Here is a 19,003-nt window from a genome sequence, read left to right on the forward strand (position 1 = left end):
GAGGCCATGGGCAGGCAAGACGCCGCGACGGGGCTTCCAAGCGTTAGCAGCCCGCCAGCTCCGCCGCCTCCAGCGTGTTCTGCATCAAGGTCGCCACGGTCATCGGCCCCACCCCGCCCGGGACCGGCGTGATCCAGCTGGCGCGCTGCGCGGCGGCCTCGAAGCCGACGTCGCCGACCAGCCGGCCGTCGTCGAGGCGGTTGATGCCGACGTCGATCACCACTGCGCCCTCCTTCACCCACTCGCCCGGGATCAGCCCGGGCTTGCCGGCGGCCACCACCAGGATGTCGGCCTCGCCGACGTGCCGACGCAGGACATCCGAAGGCGTGAACTTGTGGCAACTGGTGACGGTGCAGCCGGCGATCAGCAGCTCCAGCGCCATTGGCCGGCCGACGTGGTTGGAGACTCCGACGATCGTCGCGCTCTGCCCGCGCACCGGGCGGTCGGTCCACGCCAGCAGCGTGGTGATGCCGCGCGGCGTGCACGGGCGCAGGCCAAATTGGCGCAGCGCCAGGTGGCCGACATTCTGCGGATGGAAGCCGTCCACGTCCTTGTTGGGATGGATGCGCTCGATCAGCGCACTGGCGTCGCTGATGCCCGGCAACGGAAGTTGCACGAGGATGCCGTGGATCTTCGGGTCGGCGTTGAGGCGGTCGATCAGGGCCAGCAGTTCGGCCTCGGTCGTGCCTTCGGGCAGATCGAAGTCGAACGCCTCGATGCCGACCCGTTTCGCCGCATGGCGTTTGTTGCGGACGTAGACCGCCGAGGCCGGGTCGCCGCCAACCAGCACCACCGCGAGCCCCGGGCGCGACTTGCCTGCCGCCAGTCTGGCATCCACACGGGCTTTCAAACTGTCCAGCAGTTCGCCGGCAATACGCTTTCCATCGAGGATTCTGGCGGTCATCCGGCACGCGGGGGCTGCTGGTCAGCCACCATTATCGCGCAGCCGCCCGCTGGTTTGCGAACTGGCTTCGCGGGGCGGTGACGGCCGCCGAAAAGCGGTGTAGGTTATCGGCGCAGGATCTGCGCGGGCCGGGGCCGAATCCGCGCAGGGCAACCGTCCGGTTGTCCGCTTCCAGTCTTCGGCCGACAGCTGCTGACAGTCCGAGGTGCGTATGGCGATCCAGGGACTCTGTCCGAAGTGCGGCAAGCGGGTATTGCACGTCAACGTGGAAAACGTGGTTGGCGTCGTCGAAGGCTCCAGCAAGGCGCGCTGCCTGTGCTTCACCTGCATCCATTGCAACACCGTGCTGGGCGTCCAGATCGACCAGCGCTCCAAACCAAGGTCGCGCAGCGCCCAGGCGGCGCCCCCTGCGGCCTGATTCGTTCAGTCCGAACCCTGGATCGGTTCCGCGGTTTCCGGATCGGCCGGCGGCTGCAGGGTTCCCGGCGCCGGGCAGCGCGGAATGCCGGATCCCAGCACGCAGTTCACGCAGCAGCGCGGTTGCGCTGGCTCCTGCCCTTGTGGCGCGTTGAAGCGCGGCGTCACCGGGCCAAGCCTCGCCAGTTCGTCCTGGGGTTTGAGCTTGAGCACGACCGCCCAATCCTGGCGATTGAAGCTGCACACGGCCACCTGGTCCGGCGAACAGGCGACGTTTCCCGATTCGCGCTGCGGCAGGCCCCAAGCCTGGCCGCTGGCATTGATGTCGAGCACCCGCAGGGTGACCGCCTGCTGCACATTGCCGCCCACCGTGTAGGCGTGGCCGTCGTCGGTGCCGACCACGAAGTCGCAGTGCATTGGCAAGCCCGCCGCGCCGCCGCGGTCGATCAATGCCGTCAGGCCGTCGAAACCGTAGATTCGGCCGGCGCGGACATAGCAAAGCAGATCACCCTGGGCGAGTTTCACCGTCCTCGGGTCGGCATAGCCGTAGGGGCTGCTTCCGGGATTGGATCGGGCCGCACGCACGTAGTCGTAATGGCTGGCCGACAGGGTGAAACCGGGAATGCCTGCGCGCTGTGCGACCCAGCTGATGAAGGCCGCGGACCACGGGGTGTCGATCACGAAGCCGCGGCAACTCGGTCCCGCGTAGGAGGGATTGCCGGACGCATAGCTGCAGTCGCTTGCGCCCGGGCGCTGGGCAACCGAACGCAGCAGTCCGCTGGATTGCCAGTAGAACGCCACCCGCCGCCAAGGCGAGGAGCCGTCGGCCAGCCCGCTGTTTTCCGCCTCATAGACGGTGGCGCTGGCCAGGCGGCCTTCGCTGTCGAAGAAAGGACGGTTCCAACGCAGGTTCTCGTCGCAGGCAAACGCACCGATGCGGGTGGCCACCATCGGATCGGACTGGCGCTGCGCAAGTTCCGGGCAAGGATCGCCGGCCCAGGCCGAACCGGCCATCAGCAGCATGCACAGGGCAAACAGGTGACGCAGGCAACGGTGACGGTACATCAGCGGCAACTCCCTTTGATCGATTGGATGCCGATCCTTCCGGGCGCGTCGCATCGGCCAGATGCCGTGGCTTGCCCGAATCCAACCATTGGCTCCCTTACAGGAAAGCGCAATCGGCGGCGCAAACCGGACACCGGGGGTCGGGCGCGATGCGCAGCTCGTGGAAACGCATCGACCGCGCATCGAATTGCAGCAGCCGCCCGGCCAGCGATTCGCCCAGCCCAAGCACCAGTTTGACGGTCTCGGTGGCCTGCAGCATCCCGATCACGCCCGGAAGCACGCCCAGCACCCCGGCCTCCGAGCAACTGGGCACCGCGCCCGCTGGCGGGGGCTGCGGATACACGCAGCGATAGCACGGCGCCTGCCCACGCCGGCGGCCGGCGTCGAACACCGACACCTGCCCTTCGAAGCGCTGCACCGCGCCATACACCAGTGGCTTGCCCAGCCGCACGCATGCATCGTTGAGCAGGTAGCGGGTCGGGAAGTTGTCGCTGCCGTCCAGCACCACGTCGATGCCGTCGAGCAGGCGTTCGACGTTGCCGGCATCGAGTCGTTCGTCAATGGCTTCGATCCGGGTGCGCGGATTGAGCGCAGCGACGGCCGCCGCCGCGGAATCGACCTTGGGCCAGCCGATGCGGCCATCGGCGTGCAGGATCTGCCGCTGCAGGTTGCTGCGATCGACCACGTCGGCATCCACCAGCCGCAGATTGCCGATGCCGGCGGCGGCCAGATACAGCGCGGCGGGCGACCCCAGCCCGCCGGCGCCGACGATCAGCACGCGGGCGCGTTCCAGCCGTAGCTGCCCTTCCAGCCCCACGTCCGGCAGGCGGATCTGGCGCGCATAGCGTTCGCTGAAATCCGCGTCGATGTCGGGCGTGCGCATCGGCAGGCCATCGGCGCGCCACGCCTCGGTGCCGCCGCTGACCGAGAGGGCCTTGGCGTAGCCGAGATCGCGCAACGCCTGCACGCATTGCTGCGAACGTACACCCGCCTCGCACAGCAGCATGACCGTCGCATCGCGGTCCGGGATATGGCGAGCCGGATCGCGCAGCAGATCCTCGCGGACTACCCCGAGCGCGCCGTCGGCCATTCCCAGCGCACGCTCGTTGTCGCTGCGCACGTCGATCAACAGCACGCCGGCCAGCTGGCGCTTGCGGGCCTCGGCTGGACGGATTCCGGAGGCGGTCTCGGCGGAGGTCATGCCGATAGTATGAAGCCGCGCGCTTCAGGGTTCCCCATCGGGGTCCGGAATGCAGCCGGCGGCAGCCAGCGCCTCCGGCGTATTGAGATTGCCGAACCGCGCCCGATCCATGCGCACCACCGGCATCCGCATCGCGCTTTGCAGGCCGCGCACCGCGTGCCGGCCGGCAGCGATCGCATCCGCGACGGCCTCGCGCAGCGCCTGCGTGCGGTACAGCGCGAACAGCGGCTGCAGACCGTCCGCATCCTGCGCGACCGCGCCCTTCCCACCTGCGGCCGTCAGCGCTTCAAGCAGGGCAGCGTCGCTGTCCAGCGCGTCCACCGGCAGCGTGAGCAGCCAGGGCGTTTCGCATCCGGCGGCCAGCGCTTCCAGACCGGCGATCGGCCCGATGCCGGGATGCCGGTCAGGCAGCGCCTGCAACCCCAGCGCCGCGTAGCGCTCCAGCGAGCGGTTGGCGCTGACCAGCACGGTTCCGCAGTGGTCGGCGAAACGTTCGATCAGTCGCAGTATCTGCGGCTGGCCGTTGCAGCGCAGCCAGGCCTTGTCCAGCCCGCCCAGGCGGCTGGCGCGGCCACCGGCCAGCAGGCCCAGGGTGACGGTTTCTGCCACAAGGCTCATTCGCTGCGTTTGCGATGACGTATCAGTCGCCGGCGATGCTCGATCTGGCGCTCGGTCGGCGCGTTGTAGCGACCGGCGTAAGGATTGCTGTTTTCCCTGAGCACCAGCCGTACCGGCGTACCGACCAGCCTGAAGCGCTTGCGGAAGAAGTTTTCCAGATAGCGCAGGTACGACTGCGGGAGCGATTTCAGGCGGGTGCCGTGGATCACGAAGGTGGGCGGGCTGTCGCCGCCGGGATGCGCAAAGCGCAGCTTGGGGGCGTGCCCGCGGACCATCGGCGGCGGATTGGCGGTGCTGGCCGCCTCGATAGCACGGGTCACTTCCGAGGTCGTGAACTGGCGCGTGCTCGAATGGTGGGCGCGGTGGATCGCCTTGAACAGCTCGCGCAGGCCGGACCCATGCAATGCCGAGATGTGCACGAGTTCGGCCCATTCCACGAACACCAGCTTGCGCGCCGCCATGGCGTCGGCCTGGCGCCGCTCGTAGTCGCTGCGGCCGTCCCATTTGTTGATCGCCACCACCAGCGCGCGACCGGCGTCGAGGATGGCGCCCAGCACGGTCGCATCCTGATCGGTGACACCTTCGCTGGCATCGAGCAGCAGCACCGCGACCTGGCACTGCTCGATCGCCTGCAGGGTCTTGAGCGCGGAGAACTTCTCGACCGCCTCCTCCACACGCGCACGGCGGCGCAGGCCGGCGGTGTCGATCAGGCGATACAGCCGGCCGTCGCGCTCGAGATCGACTGCGATCGAATCGCGGGTGGTGCCAGGAACTTCCGAGGCGATCATCCGCTCTTCGCCGAGGATTCGGTTCACCAGCGTCGATTTGCCCACGTTCGGACGACCGACGAAGGCGATCCGGATCCGCCTGGGATCGTCGTCCAGCGTTTCCGCGGTGCCCGCCTCGGGGAGCAGGGCAAGCGCCCGTGCAAGCAGCGAGTCGAGGCCGGTGCGGTGGGCGGAGGACACCGGCAGCACGCTGTCGAAACCGTAGCGTGCGAACTCGGCCAGGGCCGCCTGCACGTCGATGCCGTCGGTCTTGTTGACGATCAGGACGACCGGCTTTGACAGCGTGCGCAGCCACCTGGCCAGTTCATCGTCCAGGCCGGAGCGACCCTCGCGACCATCGACCACGAACAGGATCAGGTCGCATTCGGCGGCGGCGGCGCGCGCCTGGCGTGCGGTCACGCCGGAAAGCCCGGCGTCCTCGCCGGCGATGCCGCCGGTATCGACGAGGACGAATGGCCGGTCCTCGGCCAGCCGGCAAACGCCGTAGTTGCGGTCGCGCGTGACGCCGGGCTGGTCGTGCACCAGCGCGTCGCGCGAGCGGGTCAGCGCGTTGAACAGGGTCGATTTGCCCACGTTGGGCCGCCCGACCAGGGCCACCAGCGGGAGCATGTGCCTAGCCTCCCCGGCCGCGCTGTGCGTCCGGCTGCAGCCGCGGCCGGCACGCGCGGTTCATTGCAGCGCGAACGCCGCCAGCTTGCCGTCGCTGCTCTGGATCACGACGATGTCGTTGGCGACCACCGGCTTGCCGCTGATCGCGGAGCCGAGGTTGCTGCGCGCGGCGAAGGCGCCGTCGCTCAGGCGGATCCAGTGGATCACGCCTTCGAAGTCGCCGACCACGGCGTAATCGCCCTGCACCGTCGGCGCCGTCACCCGCCGGTTGAGCAATCCGGTCTGCTGCCACAGGCTGCCGCCGGTGTTCCTGTCGAGGCCGTTCACGTAGCTCTTCGGGTCGGTGACGACGACTGCGGAGTTGCTCACGCCCAGACCGCGCGCACCGCCGTGCTCGCTGTCCCACATGATCTGCCCGCTGGGTCCGTTGATGGCGACGGTGTGGTTCTTGAAGCTGGTGGCGTAAAGGGTGGTGCCATCCAGCACCGGCTCGCCATCGACGTCGGCCATGCGCTCCAGTTCGGTGCGGCCATCGGGCTCGGCCACCGGCGTGGACCACAGCACGTTGCCGTCGCTGGCGCGTAATGCAACCAGCTTGCCGCCGTCGGTGCCGAAGAACACGAGGCCCGGGCCCATGGTCAGGCTGCCGTTGCCGCGCACGGTCAGAGGCGGCAGGTCGCTCTCGTAGAACCAGCGGCGCTCGCCACTGGTCTCGTCGAAGGCCGTGACGCGGCCATCGTTGGAATGGACGAAGACCATGCCGGCGCCGATCACCGGCGCGGACAGGATTTCGTTGCCGACCTTGGCGGTCCACTTCTCCTGCCCGGTCGAGGCGTCGAGCGCGATCACGTCGCCCTGCAGCCCGCCCACGACCACGAGGCCATCGCCCGCACCCGGCCCCCCGGTCAGCTTGAGATCGGAGGCGTAGGACCACAATTCGCGTCCGCTGGACAATTCGTAGGCGTGCACGCCGCCCGTGACCGCCGCAGCGTAAACCGTACCGTTCTCGATCACCGGATGCTGGCCCATGCCGAGGTATTTCTCGCCGGTGCCGACGTTGGCCGTCCACAGGCGATTGACGGTGACGCTGGGAGTGATGCTTTCCAGTTTTACCGGTACCCCGGTCTCGTCCTTGGTGCGGCCACCGAACAGGTTCTTGACCGAGGTGCAGCCGGAAAGAACGGCCACGGCGAGGGCGGTGGCGACAACGAGGCGGAACGTGTGGCGTCGGGCCGGCTTCATCAGCTGTTGTCCTCGGAATGCGGCGGCGTGCCGCCGGCTTCGATCAGTTTCAGGGTAATCAGGCGGTGCTGCGGGTCGCCAACGTCCACCAGGGCGAGCGCGCGCTTGTAGGATTCCCGCGCAGCGGCCAGGTCGCCCTTGGCGAACTGCGCATCGCCACGGGCATCGAGCATGGCCGGATCGCGATCGTCCTTGAGCAGCGCCAGCGCGTCGTCGGTTTTTTGCGCATCGATCAGCAGCCGCGCCAGGCGCTCCTGCAGCACGGGTGCAAGATTCGGGTCGACGGTTTTCACGCCGCGCAGCGCGGCAATCGCCTCGTCACGCTTGTTGGCTTCGACCAGGGCCTTCGCGGTTTCCAGCGCGGCCAGGGTCGCCAGAGTGGTGTTGTGCTGGTCGAGATCGGCGATCAGGGCCTTGCCGTTGTCGGCCGGGATCCGGCCCTGTGCAAGCGCATCCATCGCCTGGGAATAGCGCGAGCTGACTTCCATCCGCTGCTGCAACTGGCGTCCTTGCCACCACTGCCAGCCGTAGATCACGCCCAAGCCGAGCACGATGCCGGCGATGATGCCGATGCCATTGTTGCGGAGCCAGTTGCGAACGCGTTCGCTTTGTTCGTGCTCGTCGACGAGCAAATCGTCAATTGCCATGTTGCCTCTCGCCCGCCGTCCAAGGTGGGTGGTTGGTCGTGATCAGGAACGATCGTGGCCCGCCGGGGCCGTCAGTCCGTGGCCACCAATGAGCCGTCGGAGGATACCGCAAAGCGGGCCACGCCCGCCTGCCTGGCGAACTCCACGGGGTGGCCACCATTCACCAATTCCACGTTGGCGACGTCGCCAATGGTCAGGTTGCGCACCAACCCCGGCAGGAAATGGCGTTCGCTCCCACCCGGTAGCAGGGCCTTCTCGAGCACCCGTCCATCGTTGCCGACGACCTCGATCCAGGACTCCCCGTGCGTGCGCAGCACGATGCCGGGAGGCGCGGGTGCAGCAGCCGGCGCTTCCGCGGCCGCGACCGGCGCCAGCGAAGCCACCAAGGTGCGCGGTGGCGCCGGCTGTGCAGCACCGTCGACCGGCGACGTCACCGGCGCGTCGAGTGCGGCCACGCCTTCGCTGCCCGCACCCAGATGCTGGCGGGTCGCCACCCATGCCGGGATCGCCAGCGACAGCGTCAGTACGATGTAAACCAGACGACGTCCGATCTGTTCGGCCCACCATTGCAGCTTGGGGGTATGGGTCCGGCTGACCAGCCTGGTGGGCTCGACCGGGCCAACGTCGAGCGCATCCATCATTGGCGCCGTGGTCAGGCCCAGGAATCGCGAATAGCTGCGCACCTGTCCGCGCACGAACACCGGCGCGCCAAGACGAGACCAGTCCTCGGCTTCCAGCGAGCGCACCACCCGGGTGGTCATGCGCAACCGGAGCGCCACGTCCTCGACGCTCAACCCCGCCGCCTCTCGCGCTGCCCGCAAACGCTGGCCGCAGCCGGCAAGGGCGACATGATCCGGGTTCAGGTTCGGAGGGGCGGTCATTGCGTCGGTGGAACAGGAGGGGTGCCGGGGGAGAGCGCCTGCAAACGGGAAAGATAGCGCGAAGCGGCCGCGTTGTCGCCCAGTTTCTGTTCCGTGTCCGCGGCAAGACGCAATCCAGCCGGATCCGTGGGGGCCAGGGCCAGCCAGCGCTCCGTGAATGCGCGGGCGTCCATGTAGTTCCCGCGCGCGAATTCCAGCCGGGCCATGCCGGACAGCGCCAGCAATGCCTTCGGGTCCATGCCCAGCGCCGCACGCCAATAGCGCTCGGCGCGATCAGCCTGCCCGGCCGCCTGCGCGCATTCCCCTGCGTTGGACAGCGAAGCCACCGGGGTCGTGTAGGCCGGATTGCCGAGCGCGCGCTCGAACCAGGCCAGCGAATCGGCGGGGCGTCCGTTCGCGCACAGCCACTTGCCGTAGTTGTTGGCATAGGGAGCGCCATTGGGCGCGGCGACGGTTGCCGCCTCGTAATACTTGCCGGCAAGGGCACTTTGGCCGCGCGCGTCGGCGATCATCCCGAGCAGGGTGTTGGCATCGGCGGCTGCGCGCGGAATGCGCAGCGCCTGCTGCAGCAGGCGCTCGGCCTGGTCGTATTCGCCGCGCTGGAAATAGTCGGTGGCCGAGGCCATCAGCTGGTAGGCATCGCCGGCTTTTCGGCTGTGCCGGCCCGACACGTCATAGGTCGGCGCCACCTGTGTGGTGCTTCGTATATGCGCGCTGGGACGGATGATCGTCAGCCGCTCCAGCTGGCTGCAGCCGCCAAGCAAGCCGCAGGCCAGCACCGCGATCACGAACGCGCTATGCCGCACCGTGCACCCCCAGTCGCTGTTGTTGCTGTTTGCGGATCTTGGCCGATCGCGGCGTGCGGTCGACGAACTTGCCCTTGAGCTGGCCGCAGGCGGCGTCGATGTCGTCGCCGCGGGTGCGCCGCACCGGCGCGATCATGCCGGCGTTGTTGAGCAGCTTCTGGAACCCGCGGATGGCCTCGTCCGTGGGCCGCTTGAACTGCGTGCCCGGGAACGGGTTGAACGGGATCAGGTTGATCTTGGCCGCGCCCTTCATCTGCACCCGGCGGTCGAAGTCCTGCAGCAGCTTGACCAGCGCGCGGGCGTGCTCGGGCTGGTCGTTCACGCCGTCCATCAGGGTGTATTCGAAGGTGACCGATTCGCCCTTCTTGCGCAGCGCGTAGCGCACGCAGGCGTCGATCAGGGTCGGCAGCGGGTACTTGCGGTTGATCGGCATGATCTGGCTGCGCAACTCGTCGAACGGCGCGTGCAGCGACACCGCCAGCGACACGTCGCTTTCCAGCGCCAGGCGGTCGATCTGCGGCACCATCCCGGCGGTCGAGAGCGTCACGCGCTTGTTGGCGAGGCCGTAGCCGAGGTCGTCGCGCATGATGCTCATCGCGCGCACCACGTTGTCGAAGTTCGCCAGCGGCTCGCCCATGCCCATCATCACCACGTTGGTGAGCTTGCGCTGCTGGTGCGGCACGTTGCCCAGCGCGCGCGCGGCGATCCACACTTGGCCGATGATCTCGGCGGTGGACAGGTTGCGGTTGAAGCCCATCGCGCCGGTGGAGCAGAACGCGCAGTTCAGCGCGCAGCCGACCTGCGAGGACACGCACAGCGTGCCGCGCCCCTTGTCGGGGATGTAGACGGTCTCGATGGCGTTCTTCGCATCCATGCCGAGCAACCACTTGCGGGTGTCATCGGCGGACTGCTTTTCGAAGACGACCTGCGGCGCGTGCACCACCGCGCGTTCTTCCAGCTTGCCGCGCAGCGGCTTGGACAGATCGGTCATCTGGCCGAAATCGGTGACGTAGCGGTGGTGGATCCACTTCATCACCTGGTGGGCGCGGAAGGGTTTCTCGCCCAGCTGCTCCTCGAAGAAGCGCTCGAGGCGGGCGCGGTCGAAGTCGAAGATGTTGGTTCTGTCGGTCGTGTCCGTGCGCGCGCCCTCGCCCGCTGCGGCAGGCAGGCTGACGAGGGCGGGCGCGTCGCTCACGGCCGGATCAGCGGGCGTAGACGTCGGTGGCCGGGAAGAAGTAGGCGATCTCGATCGCCGCGTTCTCCAGCGAGTCCGAACCGTGCACCGCGTTGGCGTCGATGCTGTCGGCGAAGTCGGCGCGGATGGTGCCGGCGGCGGCGTCCTTCGGGTTGGTGGCTCCCATCAGCTCGCGGTTCTTCAGCACCGCGCCCTCGCCTTCCAGCACCTGGATCATCACCGGGCCGGAACTCATGAAATTGACCAGTGCGGAGAAGAACGGGCGCTCGCGGTGGACGGCGTAGAAACCCTCGGCCTCCTGCCTGGACAGGTGCTTCATCCTGGCGGCCACGACCTTCAGGCCGGCTTTTTCGAAACGGGAATAGATTTCGCCGATGACGTTCTTGGCAACGGCATCGGGCTTGACGATCGACAGGGTGCGCTCCAGCGCCATGGATTTTCTCCGGTTGATGGGCGTCCATGCCGGAACACCCGAGGATAACAGAAAAACCCGCGTTCTGACGCGGGTTTGGCAAACATGCCTGCGGGCAATTCTAATGGATTTTTCGACCCAAACCCAGATGTCCCGCATGCCTCAAGGCGCGAAACAGGCTGGCGGGGGCGCTTTCAGTCGGGCAGCGCCCGGCGGATGGCTTCGGCCTCGTCGAAGCGTTCCAGCAGGATATCGACCAGCCGCGGCTCGAACTTGACGCCACGCTGTTCGGTGAGCAATTCGACGATCCGGTCCGGCATCCACGCTTCCTTGTAGCAGCGCCGGCTGCCCAGCGCGTCGAACACGTCGGCCAGCGCGGTGATTCGTCCGCTCAAAGGGATGTCCTCGCCCTTCAGCCCGCGCGGATAACCGCTGCCGTCCCAGTTTTCGTGGTGGGTGCGGGCGATTTCCGCCGCCAGCTGGATCATCGGCAGTTGCGATTGCTCCAGCAGTTGCGCGCCGACTTCGGCGTGCGTATGCATGATTTCCATTTCTTCCGGGGTGAATCGCCCCGGCTTGTTGAGGATCTGGTCGGGGATCGCGATCTTGCCAACATCGTGCAGCGGCGCGGCAAGCCTGAGGGCGTCGGCTGTCTGCGCGTCAAGACCGATTTCCGTTGCCAGCATGTGGGCGAGCAGCCCGACGCGTTTGACATGGTTCGCGGTCTCGTGCGATCGCGATTCGACCGCTCCAGCCAGGAGCAGGATCATTTCCAGCTGCGCTTCCAGCAGGTCCCGGTGCAGGTGCAGGTTCTCGAAGGCGATTCCGACATTCGTGCAGAACACCTTGATCAGGTGCAGCTCCATCTCGGTCATCTGCGGCGCACCGGCGACGATCAGCAGGTTCTCGGAATCGCGCGAATCGGTGAAGTACAGGACGTAGTGATCCTCCCTGAAAACATGCGCCTTGTCGGCGCAAGCCGTGCGAAAGCTGTCCAGCATGGCCTCGGGCAGGCTGCGCTCGATGGTATCGCTGACGTGCGGCTCGAACGCCCCGGTAGCCGCAGTCACCAGGACAGGCCCCGCATCCACGTGGTTGGCGCGCGGGATCGAGCAGTACAGGGCGCCTTCCTGCAAACCGGTCAGCGTCGCCAGCTGCGCCAGGACCGCCGAGGCGAATTCGTGGCTGTGCTGGCGCGAATGGATCTGCGCGGAGGCTTCCACCACCCGCTCCAGGCCGCGCCGCGCCGCGTCGATCATGGCGATGTCGCGGTAGCCGCGCAGCGCCACGAACACGGTGGTTTCGAGCTTGTTCGACGTGAGTTCGGTCTTTTCCTTGTAGTCGTTGATGTCGTAGGTGCGGATCACCTCGCGCTCGGGCGCCTGTCCCGGGTTGCCGGTGCGCAGGATGATGCGCACCAGGCGGTTGCCCAGCTGGTCGCGGACGTGGCGGACCAGGTCGAGACCGGCGTGGTCGCTCTCCATCACCACGTCCACGATCATCAGCGCGATGCCCTTTTCCCTGGCGAGTATTTCACGCGCTTCCTGCGCGGATGCCGCATCGACGATTTCCACGTCACGACCGTCGAACTGCATGTCTTCGAGCACGATGCGGGTGATTTCACGCACCCCGGGTTCGTCATCGACGACAAGGATTTTCCAGGGCGCGTGTGCGGACATCGAGTTCCCCCGTGAAGGCGATACGACTGCTCAGCCTTCCGTATGCACCGAAGCCGCGTCCGGCGCAAGGGGCAGGCGGATGACGAAACGGGTGCCGCCAGCAGGCCGGCTTGCACAGGCGATGCTGCCGCCCAGCAACTGGGTGACGAGGTTGTAGACCAGATGCAGCCCCAGGCCGGTACCACCGTGGCCGCGCTTGGTGGTGAAAAACGGCTCGAAGACGTGCTGGCGAACCGCCTCCGGCATTCCCGCCCCATCGTCGCTGACGGTCACTTCGACTTTTCCGTCTTCCTGCTTGCAGGCGATCCGGATGATGCCGGCCTGTCCTTCGTCGAAAGCGTGCAGCAAGGCATTGAGGACGATGTTGGAAACGATCTGGTACAACGCGCCTGGCAGCGTTTCGAACGCGAGATCCGGCGGGCACTCGACCTCCACGCGATGGCAGGTGGCTTTGATGCGCGGATGCAGCGATGCCAGCACGTCGTCGAGAAATTCCCGCATTTCGACCAGCCGCCACACCTCGTTCGTCTGATCCACCGCGACCTGCTTGAAGCTGCGTACCAGCTGCGCGGCCTTGCCGAGGTTGTTGAGGATCAGATCGACGCAGCGGCGCGCCTTGGCCACGGATCGCGCCAGCTCCGGAAGATCCGCGATCTCCTCCGACCGTTCGATGCCCTTGAATATCTCGTCAAGGTGCGAGGCGGAGGTGACGCCGATGCCCAGGGGCGTGTTGATCTCGTGGGCGACGCCGGCCACCAGCCGCCCCAGCGAGGCCATTTTTTCGTTTTCGATCAGGTCCGACTGGGTTCGCTTCAATTCTTCAAGCTGATCACGAAGCTGGGCGTAGGCACGATGCAACGAATCGGCAGCCTGCCTGCGCTGCAGGGCGATGGCGATGTTCTGGGCAACGAAGGCGAGCAGCTTCTGCTCCGCCAGGCCATAGCCGATTTCCTCGGAATAGCTCTGCACGGCCAGCACGCCGACGACGGCGCCATCCATTTCCAGCGGCACGCCCAGCCAGGTCCGGGCCGGCGCGCCGATCTGCACGATTTCTCCCGCCGCAATCAGCCGGTCGTGCGTCGTGCGGTCCATCAGCAGGGGCTTGCCGGTGCGCAGCACGTATTCGGTGGCGCCGTGACCCAACGCGGAGTGCGCGGCAAAATCTTCCGCCGCATCGTACTCGTCGACGGCGTAGGGGAATTCAAGCGCGGTTCCGTTGTCGGTCAACAGCGCGATGTAGAAGTTCCTTGCATAAAGCAGAAGGTTGATCTGCTCGTGCACGGCGGCATAGAACGCGTCCATGCCGATGCTGGCGTTGGTGAGTTCGGAAATGCGGTAGACCACGCGCTGGACCGCTTCCGCACGCTCCAGCCGACGCACCGCCCCCTTGAGGCGCTGCGTTTCCATGAGATTGGCCAGCCGGCTGGAAAGCAGTCCGGAGAGCTGGACGGCCTCCGGGTCGGACTTCAGCGTTGCCAGTTCCGCAGCCCCGATCCGCAGCTGCAGAACCGCTCGGCTGGACTCCGTCGAAACCATCGTCAATCCGTACAGACGTGGGCCACTGCCCTCGCCTCCGCTTTCACGCCCGCCTTCAAGGATGTGCCACGCCTGCTCGGCGCTGGCCCAGGCCCGTGCGCTCTGCGGCGAACAGTGCAACCGCCGCGGTTCGATTTCGCCGGTACGCAGCGTCCACCACAGCGCGGCACGCACACCCGGAAACCGCGGTTGCAGGTATTCCTCGGTGATCCTGGCGATTCGCGTGAAGCGGTCGGTGGCCAGCAACGCATGGGCGACGGCCATCGGACTCGACCGTTCCCGTGTTCCAGCCGTTTCGAGCCGATCGCTCATGCACGCCCCCTGCCCAACGCCGTTGGCCGGATGGATCGCCGTCTGCATCCCGTTGTACCGTCAGTTGCCGGGGCACGCAACCGGCCGCTCCGGGCTGGTGGGATGGCCGCTCGATGCCTGCTTGACCGTACGCAGCGGTACGGCTATTCTCAAACAAGCGTTTGATTCAGGCCCTCAGATGCACACCCACACGCGCAACTTCTCGACCAAGGATCGGATCCTGTATGCGGCGGAAGTGCTGTTCGCGCAGCAGGGTTTCGCCGCCACCTCGCTGCGACAGGTGACCGGGCGCGCCGACGTCAACATCGCGGCGGTCAACTACCACTTCGGCAGCAAGGAAAACCTCGTCAACGAGGTGTTCCGGCGTCGCATGGACACGATGAGCGAACAGCGCCTTGCCGCACTGGAAGCAGCCAGAAAGGACGCGCCAGGGCAGCTTGAACCGATCCTTGCCGCCTTCGTCGAACCGGCGCTGGCGATGGCGCAGGACCGCCACGGCGGCGCCGACTTCATCCGCGTGATCGCCCGCGCCTACGCCGAAAGCAACGCCAGCCTCCGCAAGTTCCTGTCCGACCGCTACGGCCACGTGCTGCGCGAGTTCGCCAAAGCGATTTCCGAATGCGCTCCCGGACTGGGCAAGGAAACCCTGTATTTCCGTCTGGACTTCCTTGCCGGTGCGCTCACCTACGCCATGGCGGATTTCGGATTGATCAAGCGCCCGACCGGGACGTCGGAGGCCAGCCATCGACAGCGCGCGGCCAATGCGCTCATCCGGTTTGCCGCCGCCGGCTTCCAAGCTGAAGATTGAATATCAAGGAGATATAGAACATGTTTGACAAACTACTTGTACGCCGCGCCGCGGTGCTCGGCGCCGGCGTGATGGGCGCGCAGATCGCCGCCCACCTGGCCAATGCCGGCATCGATACCGTGCTGTTCGATCTGGCCGCGAAGGAAGGCGACCCGAACGGGGTCGTGCTCAAGGCCATCGCCCACCTCGGCAAGCTCAGTCCCGCGCCGCTGGCCAGCAAGGCGCTGGCGGAGGCCATCACCCCGGCCAACTACGACTCCGGGCTGGATCTGCTGAAAGGCTGCGACCTGGTGATCGAGGCGATCGCCGAACGGATGGACTGGAAGCAGGACCTGTACCGCAAGATCGCTCCAGCGGTTGCGCCGCACGCGATTCTTGCCAGCAACACCTCGGGGCTGGGCATCAACGCGCTGGCATCGGTGCTGCCGGAGGAAATGCGCCACCGCTTCTGCGGCCTGCACTTCTTCAACCCGCCGCGCTACATGCATCTGGCCGAGCTGATTCCGGCCACGACCACCGATGCGGCCGTGCTTGAAAGGCTGGAAACCTTCCTGACCACCCAGCTCGGCAAGGGCGTGGTCCACGCCAAGGACACCCCGAACTTCATCGGCAACCGCATTGGCGTGTTCTCGATCCTGTCGGTGATCCAGCACACCCACGCCTTCGGGCTGGGCTTCGACGAGGTCGATGCCTTGACCGGCCCGCTGCTGGGGCGGCCGAAGTCGGCCACCTACCGCACCTCCGACGTGGTCGGCCTGGACACCATGGCCCACGTCATCAAGACCATGGGCGACACCCTGCAGGACGATCCCTGGCACCGCTATTTCAAGTCGCCCGCGTGGCTGGACGCGCTGATCGGCAAGGGCGCGCTGGGGCAGAAGGTCGGCGCCGGCATCTTCCGCAAGGTCGGCAAGGACATCCACGTCGTCGACTTGGCCACGCAGGACTACCGCCTGGCCGATCGCGCCGCGGCGCCGGAACTGGTCGAAATCCTGAAGCAGAAGGATCCGGCGGAAAAATTCCGCCAGCTGCGCGCGTCCAGCCATCCACAGGCGCAGTTCCTGTGGGCCTGCTTCCGCGACCTGTTCCACTACGCCGCCTTCCATCTGGCCGCGATCGCCGATACCGCCCGCGACGTCGATCAGGCGATCCGCTGGGGATACGGCTGGACGCAAGGCCCGTTCGAGACCTGGCAGTCCGCCGGCTGGCGGCAGACCGCACAGTGGATCAACGAGGACATCGCCGCCGGCAAGGCGATGAGCGACGCCGCCCTGCCCGACTGGGTGCTGGATGGCCGCGAGGGCGTGTATACGCCGGAAGGCAGCTTCAGCCCGAGCCGCAATGCCCTGCAGCCGCGCTCCGCCCTGCCCGTCTACAAGCGCCAGCGCTTCCCCGACCCGATGCTGGGCGAGCGCTTCGCGCCGGGCGAAACCGTGTTCGAGAACGACGGCCTGCGGATGTGGCACGACGGCGACGACATCGCCGTGGTCAGCTTCAAGACCAAGATGCACACCGTCTCCGACGCCGTCATCGAGGGCATGCAGGAAGCGGTCGGACGCGCCGAGCGCGACTTCGCCGGCCTCGTCGTCTGGCAGCCGAAGGAGCCGTTCTCGGCCGGCGCCGACCTCGCCGGCGCGCTGGGCGCGCTGCAGGCCGGCAAGATCGCCGAGTTCGAGGCGATGGTGGCCGGCTTTCAGGCCACCAGCCAGCGCATCAAGTATTCGCTGGTGCCGGTGGTCGCCGCCGTGCGCGGGCTGGCGCTGGGCGGCGGCTGCGAATTCCAGATGCACAGTGCCCGGACCGTGGCGCATCTGGAAAGCTACATCGGGCTGGTCGAGGCTGGCGTCGGCCTGCTGCCGGCCGGCGGCGGGCTGAAGGAATTCGCCGCGCGCGCCTCGGCGGCCGCAGGGCCCGGCGGCGACGTGTTCGCCGAACTGAAGAAGGTGTTCGAGACCGTGGCGATGGCCAAGGTCTCGACCTCGGCCCTGCACGCCAAGGAACTGGGCCTGATGCGTCCGGGCGACAAGGTCGTGTTCCACGCCCACGAACTGCTGCACATCGCCAAGGCCGAAGCGCGCGGTCTGGCCGAGGGCGGCTACCGCCCGCCGCTGCCCGCGCGGCGCATCCCGGTGGCCGGCGACGTCGGCATCGCCACCTTCAGGATGCTGCTGGTCAACATGCTCGAAGGGCGCTTCATCAGCCCCTACGACTACGAGATCGCCGAGCGCATCGCCACCATCCTGTGCGGCGGCAAGGTCGACCGCGGCGCCCTGGTGGACGAGGACTGGCTGCTCAAGCTCGAACGCCAGCACTTCGTCGAGCTGGCGCAGCAGGAAAAGACCCAGGCCCGCATCGCGCACATGCTCAAGACCGGCAAGCCGCTGAGGAACTGAACCGCCTTCAGGCGCCGCTCCCGCCTGGAGGCGCCGCCGCACGATCGCGCCCCGACGCACGGGGCGCAGAACCATCTTCCGGAGATTCCAGATGAGCAAGCAGATCCAGGACGCCTACATCGTCGCCGCCACCCGCACCCCGGTGGGCAAGGCGCCGCGCGGCGTGTTTCGCAATACCCGCCCCGACGACATGCTGGCCTTCGTCCTCAGGTCGGTGCTGGCGCAGGCGCCGGGCGTGGACGTCACGCGCATCGGCGACGTGATCGTCGGCTGCGCCATGCCCGAGGCCGAGCAAGGCATGAACGTGGCGCGCATCGGCCTGCTGCTGGCGGGCCTGCCCAATTCGATTCCCGGCCAGACCATCAACCGCTTCTGCTCGTCCGGCCTGCAGGCGGTGGCGCTGGCGGCCAACGAGATCCGCCTCGGTAATTCCAACCTGATGCTGGCCGGTGGCACCGAGTCGATGTCGATGGTGCCGATGATGGGCCACAAGGTCGCGATGGCGCCGTCGGTGTTCGACAACGACCACGTCAACATCGCCTACGGCATGGGCATCACCGCGGAAAAGGTCGCCGAGGAGTGGAAGGTGACCCGCGAGGCGCAGGATGCGTTCGCGCTGGCTTCGCACCAGAAAGCGCTGGCCGCGCAGGCGGCAGGCGAATTCCGCGACGAGATCACGCCCTATGACGTCGTCAGCCACCAGCCCGATCTCGGCGGCAACACCATCCGACTGAAACAGCTTCTGGTCGAGAACGACGAAGGCCCGCGCCCGGACACTTCACTGGAAGGCCTGGCCAAACTGCGCCCGGTGTTCCGCAACGGCCAGTTCGGCGGCACCGTCACCGCCGGCAACTCCTCGCAGATGAGCGACGGCGCCGGCGCGGTGCTGCTGGCCTCGGAACAGGCGATCAAGGACTACGGCCTGACCCCGCTCGCGCGCTTCGTCAGTTTCTCGGTAGCTGGCGTGCGCCCGGAAGTAATGGGCATCGGCCCGATCGCCGCGATCCCCAAGGCGCTGGCGCAGGCCGGGATGAGCCAGGACCAGCTCGACTGGATCGAACTCAACGAAGCCTTCGCCGCGCAATCGCTGGCAGTGATCCACGACTGCAAGCTCGACCCCACCAAGGTCAATCCGCTGGGCGGCGCGATCGCGCTGGGCCACCCGCTGGGCGCCACCGGCGCGGTGCGCACCGCGACGATCGTTCACGGCCTGCGCCGGCACAAGCTCAAGTACGGCATGGTGACCATGTGCATCGGCACCGGCATGGGCGCGGCGGGGATTTTCGAGGCGCTGTAGTCGTCGCGGGAAGCAACGCCGGCCGCCGCTGCAAGTGCCGACCTGAAGCGCCGACCTGAAGCGCCAAACGATCAGCCCTCGGAAACGCCCATTTCGTCCAGTGCGCGTTGCATCAGGTGGCGCACCGAGTCGTTGAGTTTTTCGTTGTCGAGCGCGAAGCGGATCGTCGCTTCGACCAGGCCAATGTGGGTGC

General features: G+C 67.2%; 17 protein-coding genes. 4 read left to right on the forward strand and 13 right to left on the reverse strand.

Annotated elements, in window-relative coordinates; genetic code table 11:
- Window positions 1-43: 43 nt before the first annotated feature.
- On the reverse strand, window positions 44-904 hold the full coding sequence (gene folD / locus Q0X16_RS05060) for a bifunctional methylenetetrahydrofolate dehydrogenase/methenyltetrahydrofolate cyclohydrolase FolD (RefSeq protein ID WP_297831416.1): 861 nt from the start codon (window positions 902-904) through the stop codon (window positions 44-46).
- A 211-nt stretch (window positions 905-1,115) separates the two neighbouring features.
- Between folD and Q0X16_RS05065 the strand changes: the two genes are divergently transcribed.
- Entirely contained in the window at window positions 1,116-1,322 is a 207-nt protein-coding gene (locus Q0X16_RS05065) for a hypothetical protein (protein ID WP_297831419.1), read from the forward strand.
- A gap of 5 nt (window positions 1,323-1,327) precedes the next feature.
- On the opposite strand, the gene Q0X16_RS05070 is transcribed toward Q0X16_RS05065, so the two are convergent.
- The 12 genes from Q0X16_RS05070 to Q0X16_RS05125 form a co-directional block, all read right to left on the reverse strand.
- Entirely contained in the window at window positions 1,328-2,386 is a 1,059-nt protein-coding gene (locus Q0X16_RS05070) for a DUF2272 domain-containing protein (protein ID WP_297831422.1), read from the reverse strand.
- Between the two features lie 97 nt (window positions 2,387-2,483).
- Window positions 2,484-3,587, reverse strand: a complete 1,104-nt coding sequence (gene moeB / locus Q0X16_RS05075; RefSeq protein ID WP_297831425.1) for a molybdopterin-synthase adenylyltransferase MoeB — start codon at window positions 3,585-3,587, stop codon at window positions 2,484-2,486.
- Between the two features lie 24 nt (window positions 3,588-3,611).
- Window positions 3,612-4,205, reverse strand: coding sequence for a molybdenum cofactor guanylyltransferase (locus Q0X16_RS05080; protein ID WP_297831428.1), 594 nt, complete (start codon window positions 4,203-4,205; stop codon window positions 3,612-3,614).
- On the reverse strand, window positions 4,202-5,602 hold the full coding sequence (gene der, locus Q0X16_RS05085) for a ribosome biogenesis GTPase Der (RefSeq protein ID WP_297831431.1): 1,401 nt from the start codon (window positions 5,600-5,602) through the stop codon (window positions 4,202-4,204). Before der ends, Q0X16_RS05080 begins: the two co-directional genes overlap by 4 nt.
- Before the next feature lie 60 nt (window positions 5,603-5,662).
- The gene (bamB, locus tag Q0X16_RS05090) at window positions 5,663-6,844 is read right to left on the reverse strand and encodes an outer membrane protein assembly factor BamB (protein ID WP_297831434.1); all 1,182 of its coding nucleotides are present in this window, start codon (window positions 6,842-6,844) and stop codon (window positions 5,663-5,665) included.
- On the reverse strand, window positions 6,844-7,491 hold the full coding sequence (locus Q0X16_RS05095; RefSeq protein WP_297831437.1) for a tetratricopeptide repeat protein: 648 nt from the start codon (window positions 7,489-7,491) through the stop codon (window positions 6,844-6,846). The genes bamB and Q0X16_RS05095 overlap by 1 nt, the downstream gene beginning before the upstream one ends.
- Window positions 7,492-7,562: 71 nt before the next feature.
- Entirely contained in the window at window positions 7,563-8,372 is an 810-nt protein-coding gene (locus Q0X16_RS05100) for a RodZ domain-containing protein (RefSeq protein ID WP_297831441.1), read from the reverse strand.
- Window positions 8,369-9,178 (reverse strand): tetratricopeptide repeat protein, encoded by an 810-nt coding sequence (locus Q0X16_RS05105; RefSeq protein ID WP_297831443.1) that lies wholly within the window; start codon window positions 9,176-9,178, stop codon window positions 8,369-8,371. The genes Q0X16_RS05100 and Q0X16_RS05105 overlap by 4 nt, the downstream gene beginning before the upstream one ends.
- Window positions 9,168-10,346: a 23S rRNA (adenine(2503)-C(2))-methyltransferase RlmN gene (rlmN, locus tag Q0X16_RS05110; protein ID WP_297831466.1), complete on the reverse strand. Its 1,179-nt coding sequence runs from the start codon at window positions 10,344-10,346 to the stop codon at window positions 9,168-9,170. Before rlmN ends, Q0X16_RS05105 begins: the two co-directional genes overlap by 11 nt.
- Window positions 10,347-10,380: 34 nt before the next feature.
- Window positions 10,381-10,806 carry a nucleoside-diphosphate kinase gene (ndk, locus tag Q0X16_RS05115; RefSeq protein ID WP_297831447.1) on the reverse strand — a complete coding sequence of 142 codons (426 nt, stop codon included), beginning with the start codon at window positions 10,804-10,806 and terminating at the stop codon, window positions 10,381-10,383.
- Window positions 10,807-10,979: 173 nt separating this feature from the next.
- Window positions 10,980-12,464 carry a DUF3369 domain-containing protein gene (locus Q0X16_RS05120; RefSeq protein ID WP_297831451.1) on the reverse strand — a complete coding sequence of 495 codons (1,485 nt, stop codon included), beginning with the start codon at window positions 12,462-12,464 and terminating at the stop codon, window positions 10,980-10,982.
- Between the two features lie 30 nt (window positions 12,465-12,494).
- Window positions 12,495-14,264: a GAF domain-containing sensor histidine kinase gene (locus tag Q0X16_RS05125; RefSeq protein ID WP_297831454.1), complete on the reverse strand. Its 1,770-nt coding sequence runs from the start codon at window positions 14,262-14,264 to the stop codon at window positions 12,495-12,497.
- A gap of 226 nt (window positions 14,265-14,490) precedes the next feature.
- Here Q0X16_RS05125 and Q0X16_RS05130 point away from each other — a divergent pair, with 226 nt between their 5' ends.
- From Q0X16_RS05130 to Q0X16_RS05140, 3 genes are all read left to right on the forward strand, one after another.
- The gene (locus Q0X16_RS05130; protein ID WP_297831457.1) at window positions 14,491-15,120 is read left to right on the forward strand and encodes a TetR/AcrR family transcriptional regulator; all 630 of its coding nucleotides are present in this window, start codon (window positions 14,491-14,493) and stop codon (window positions 15,118-15,120) included.
- A 20-nt stretch (window positions 15,121-15,140) separates the two neighbouring features.
- Window positions 15,141-17,513, forward strand: a complete 2,373-nt coding sequence (locus Q0X16_RS05135; protein ID WP_297831460.1) for a 3-hydroxyacyl-CoA dehydrogenase/enoyl-CoA hydratase family protein — start codon at window positions 15,141-15,143, stop codon at window positions 17,511-17,513.
- A gap of 91 nt (window positions 17,514-17,604) precedes the next feature.
- A complete protein-coding gene (locus Q0X16_RS05140; protein WP_297831463.1) occupies window positions 17,605-18,810 on the forward strand; it encodes an acetyl-CoA C-acyltransferase in 1,206 nt (401 codons plus the stop codon).
- The last annotated feature ends 193 nt before the right edge of the window (window positions 18,811-19,003 follow it).

Origin of the sequence: Thermomonas sp., from assembly GCF_025993755.1 — a bacterium.
Classification (GTDB): Bacteria; Pseudomonadota; Gammaproteobacteria; order Xanthomonadales; family Xanthomonadaceae; genus Thermomonas.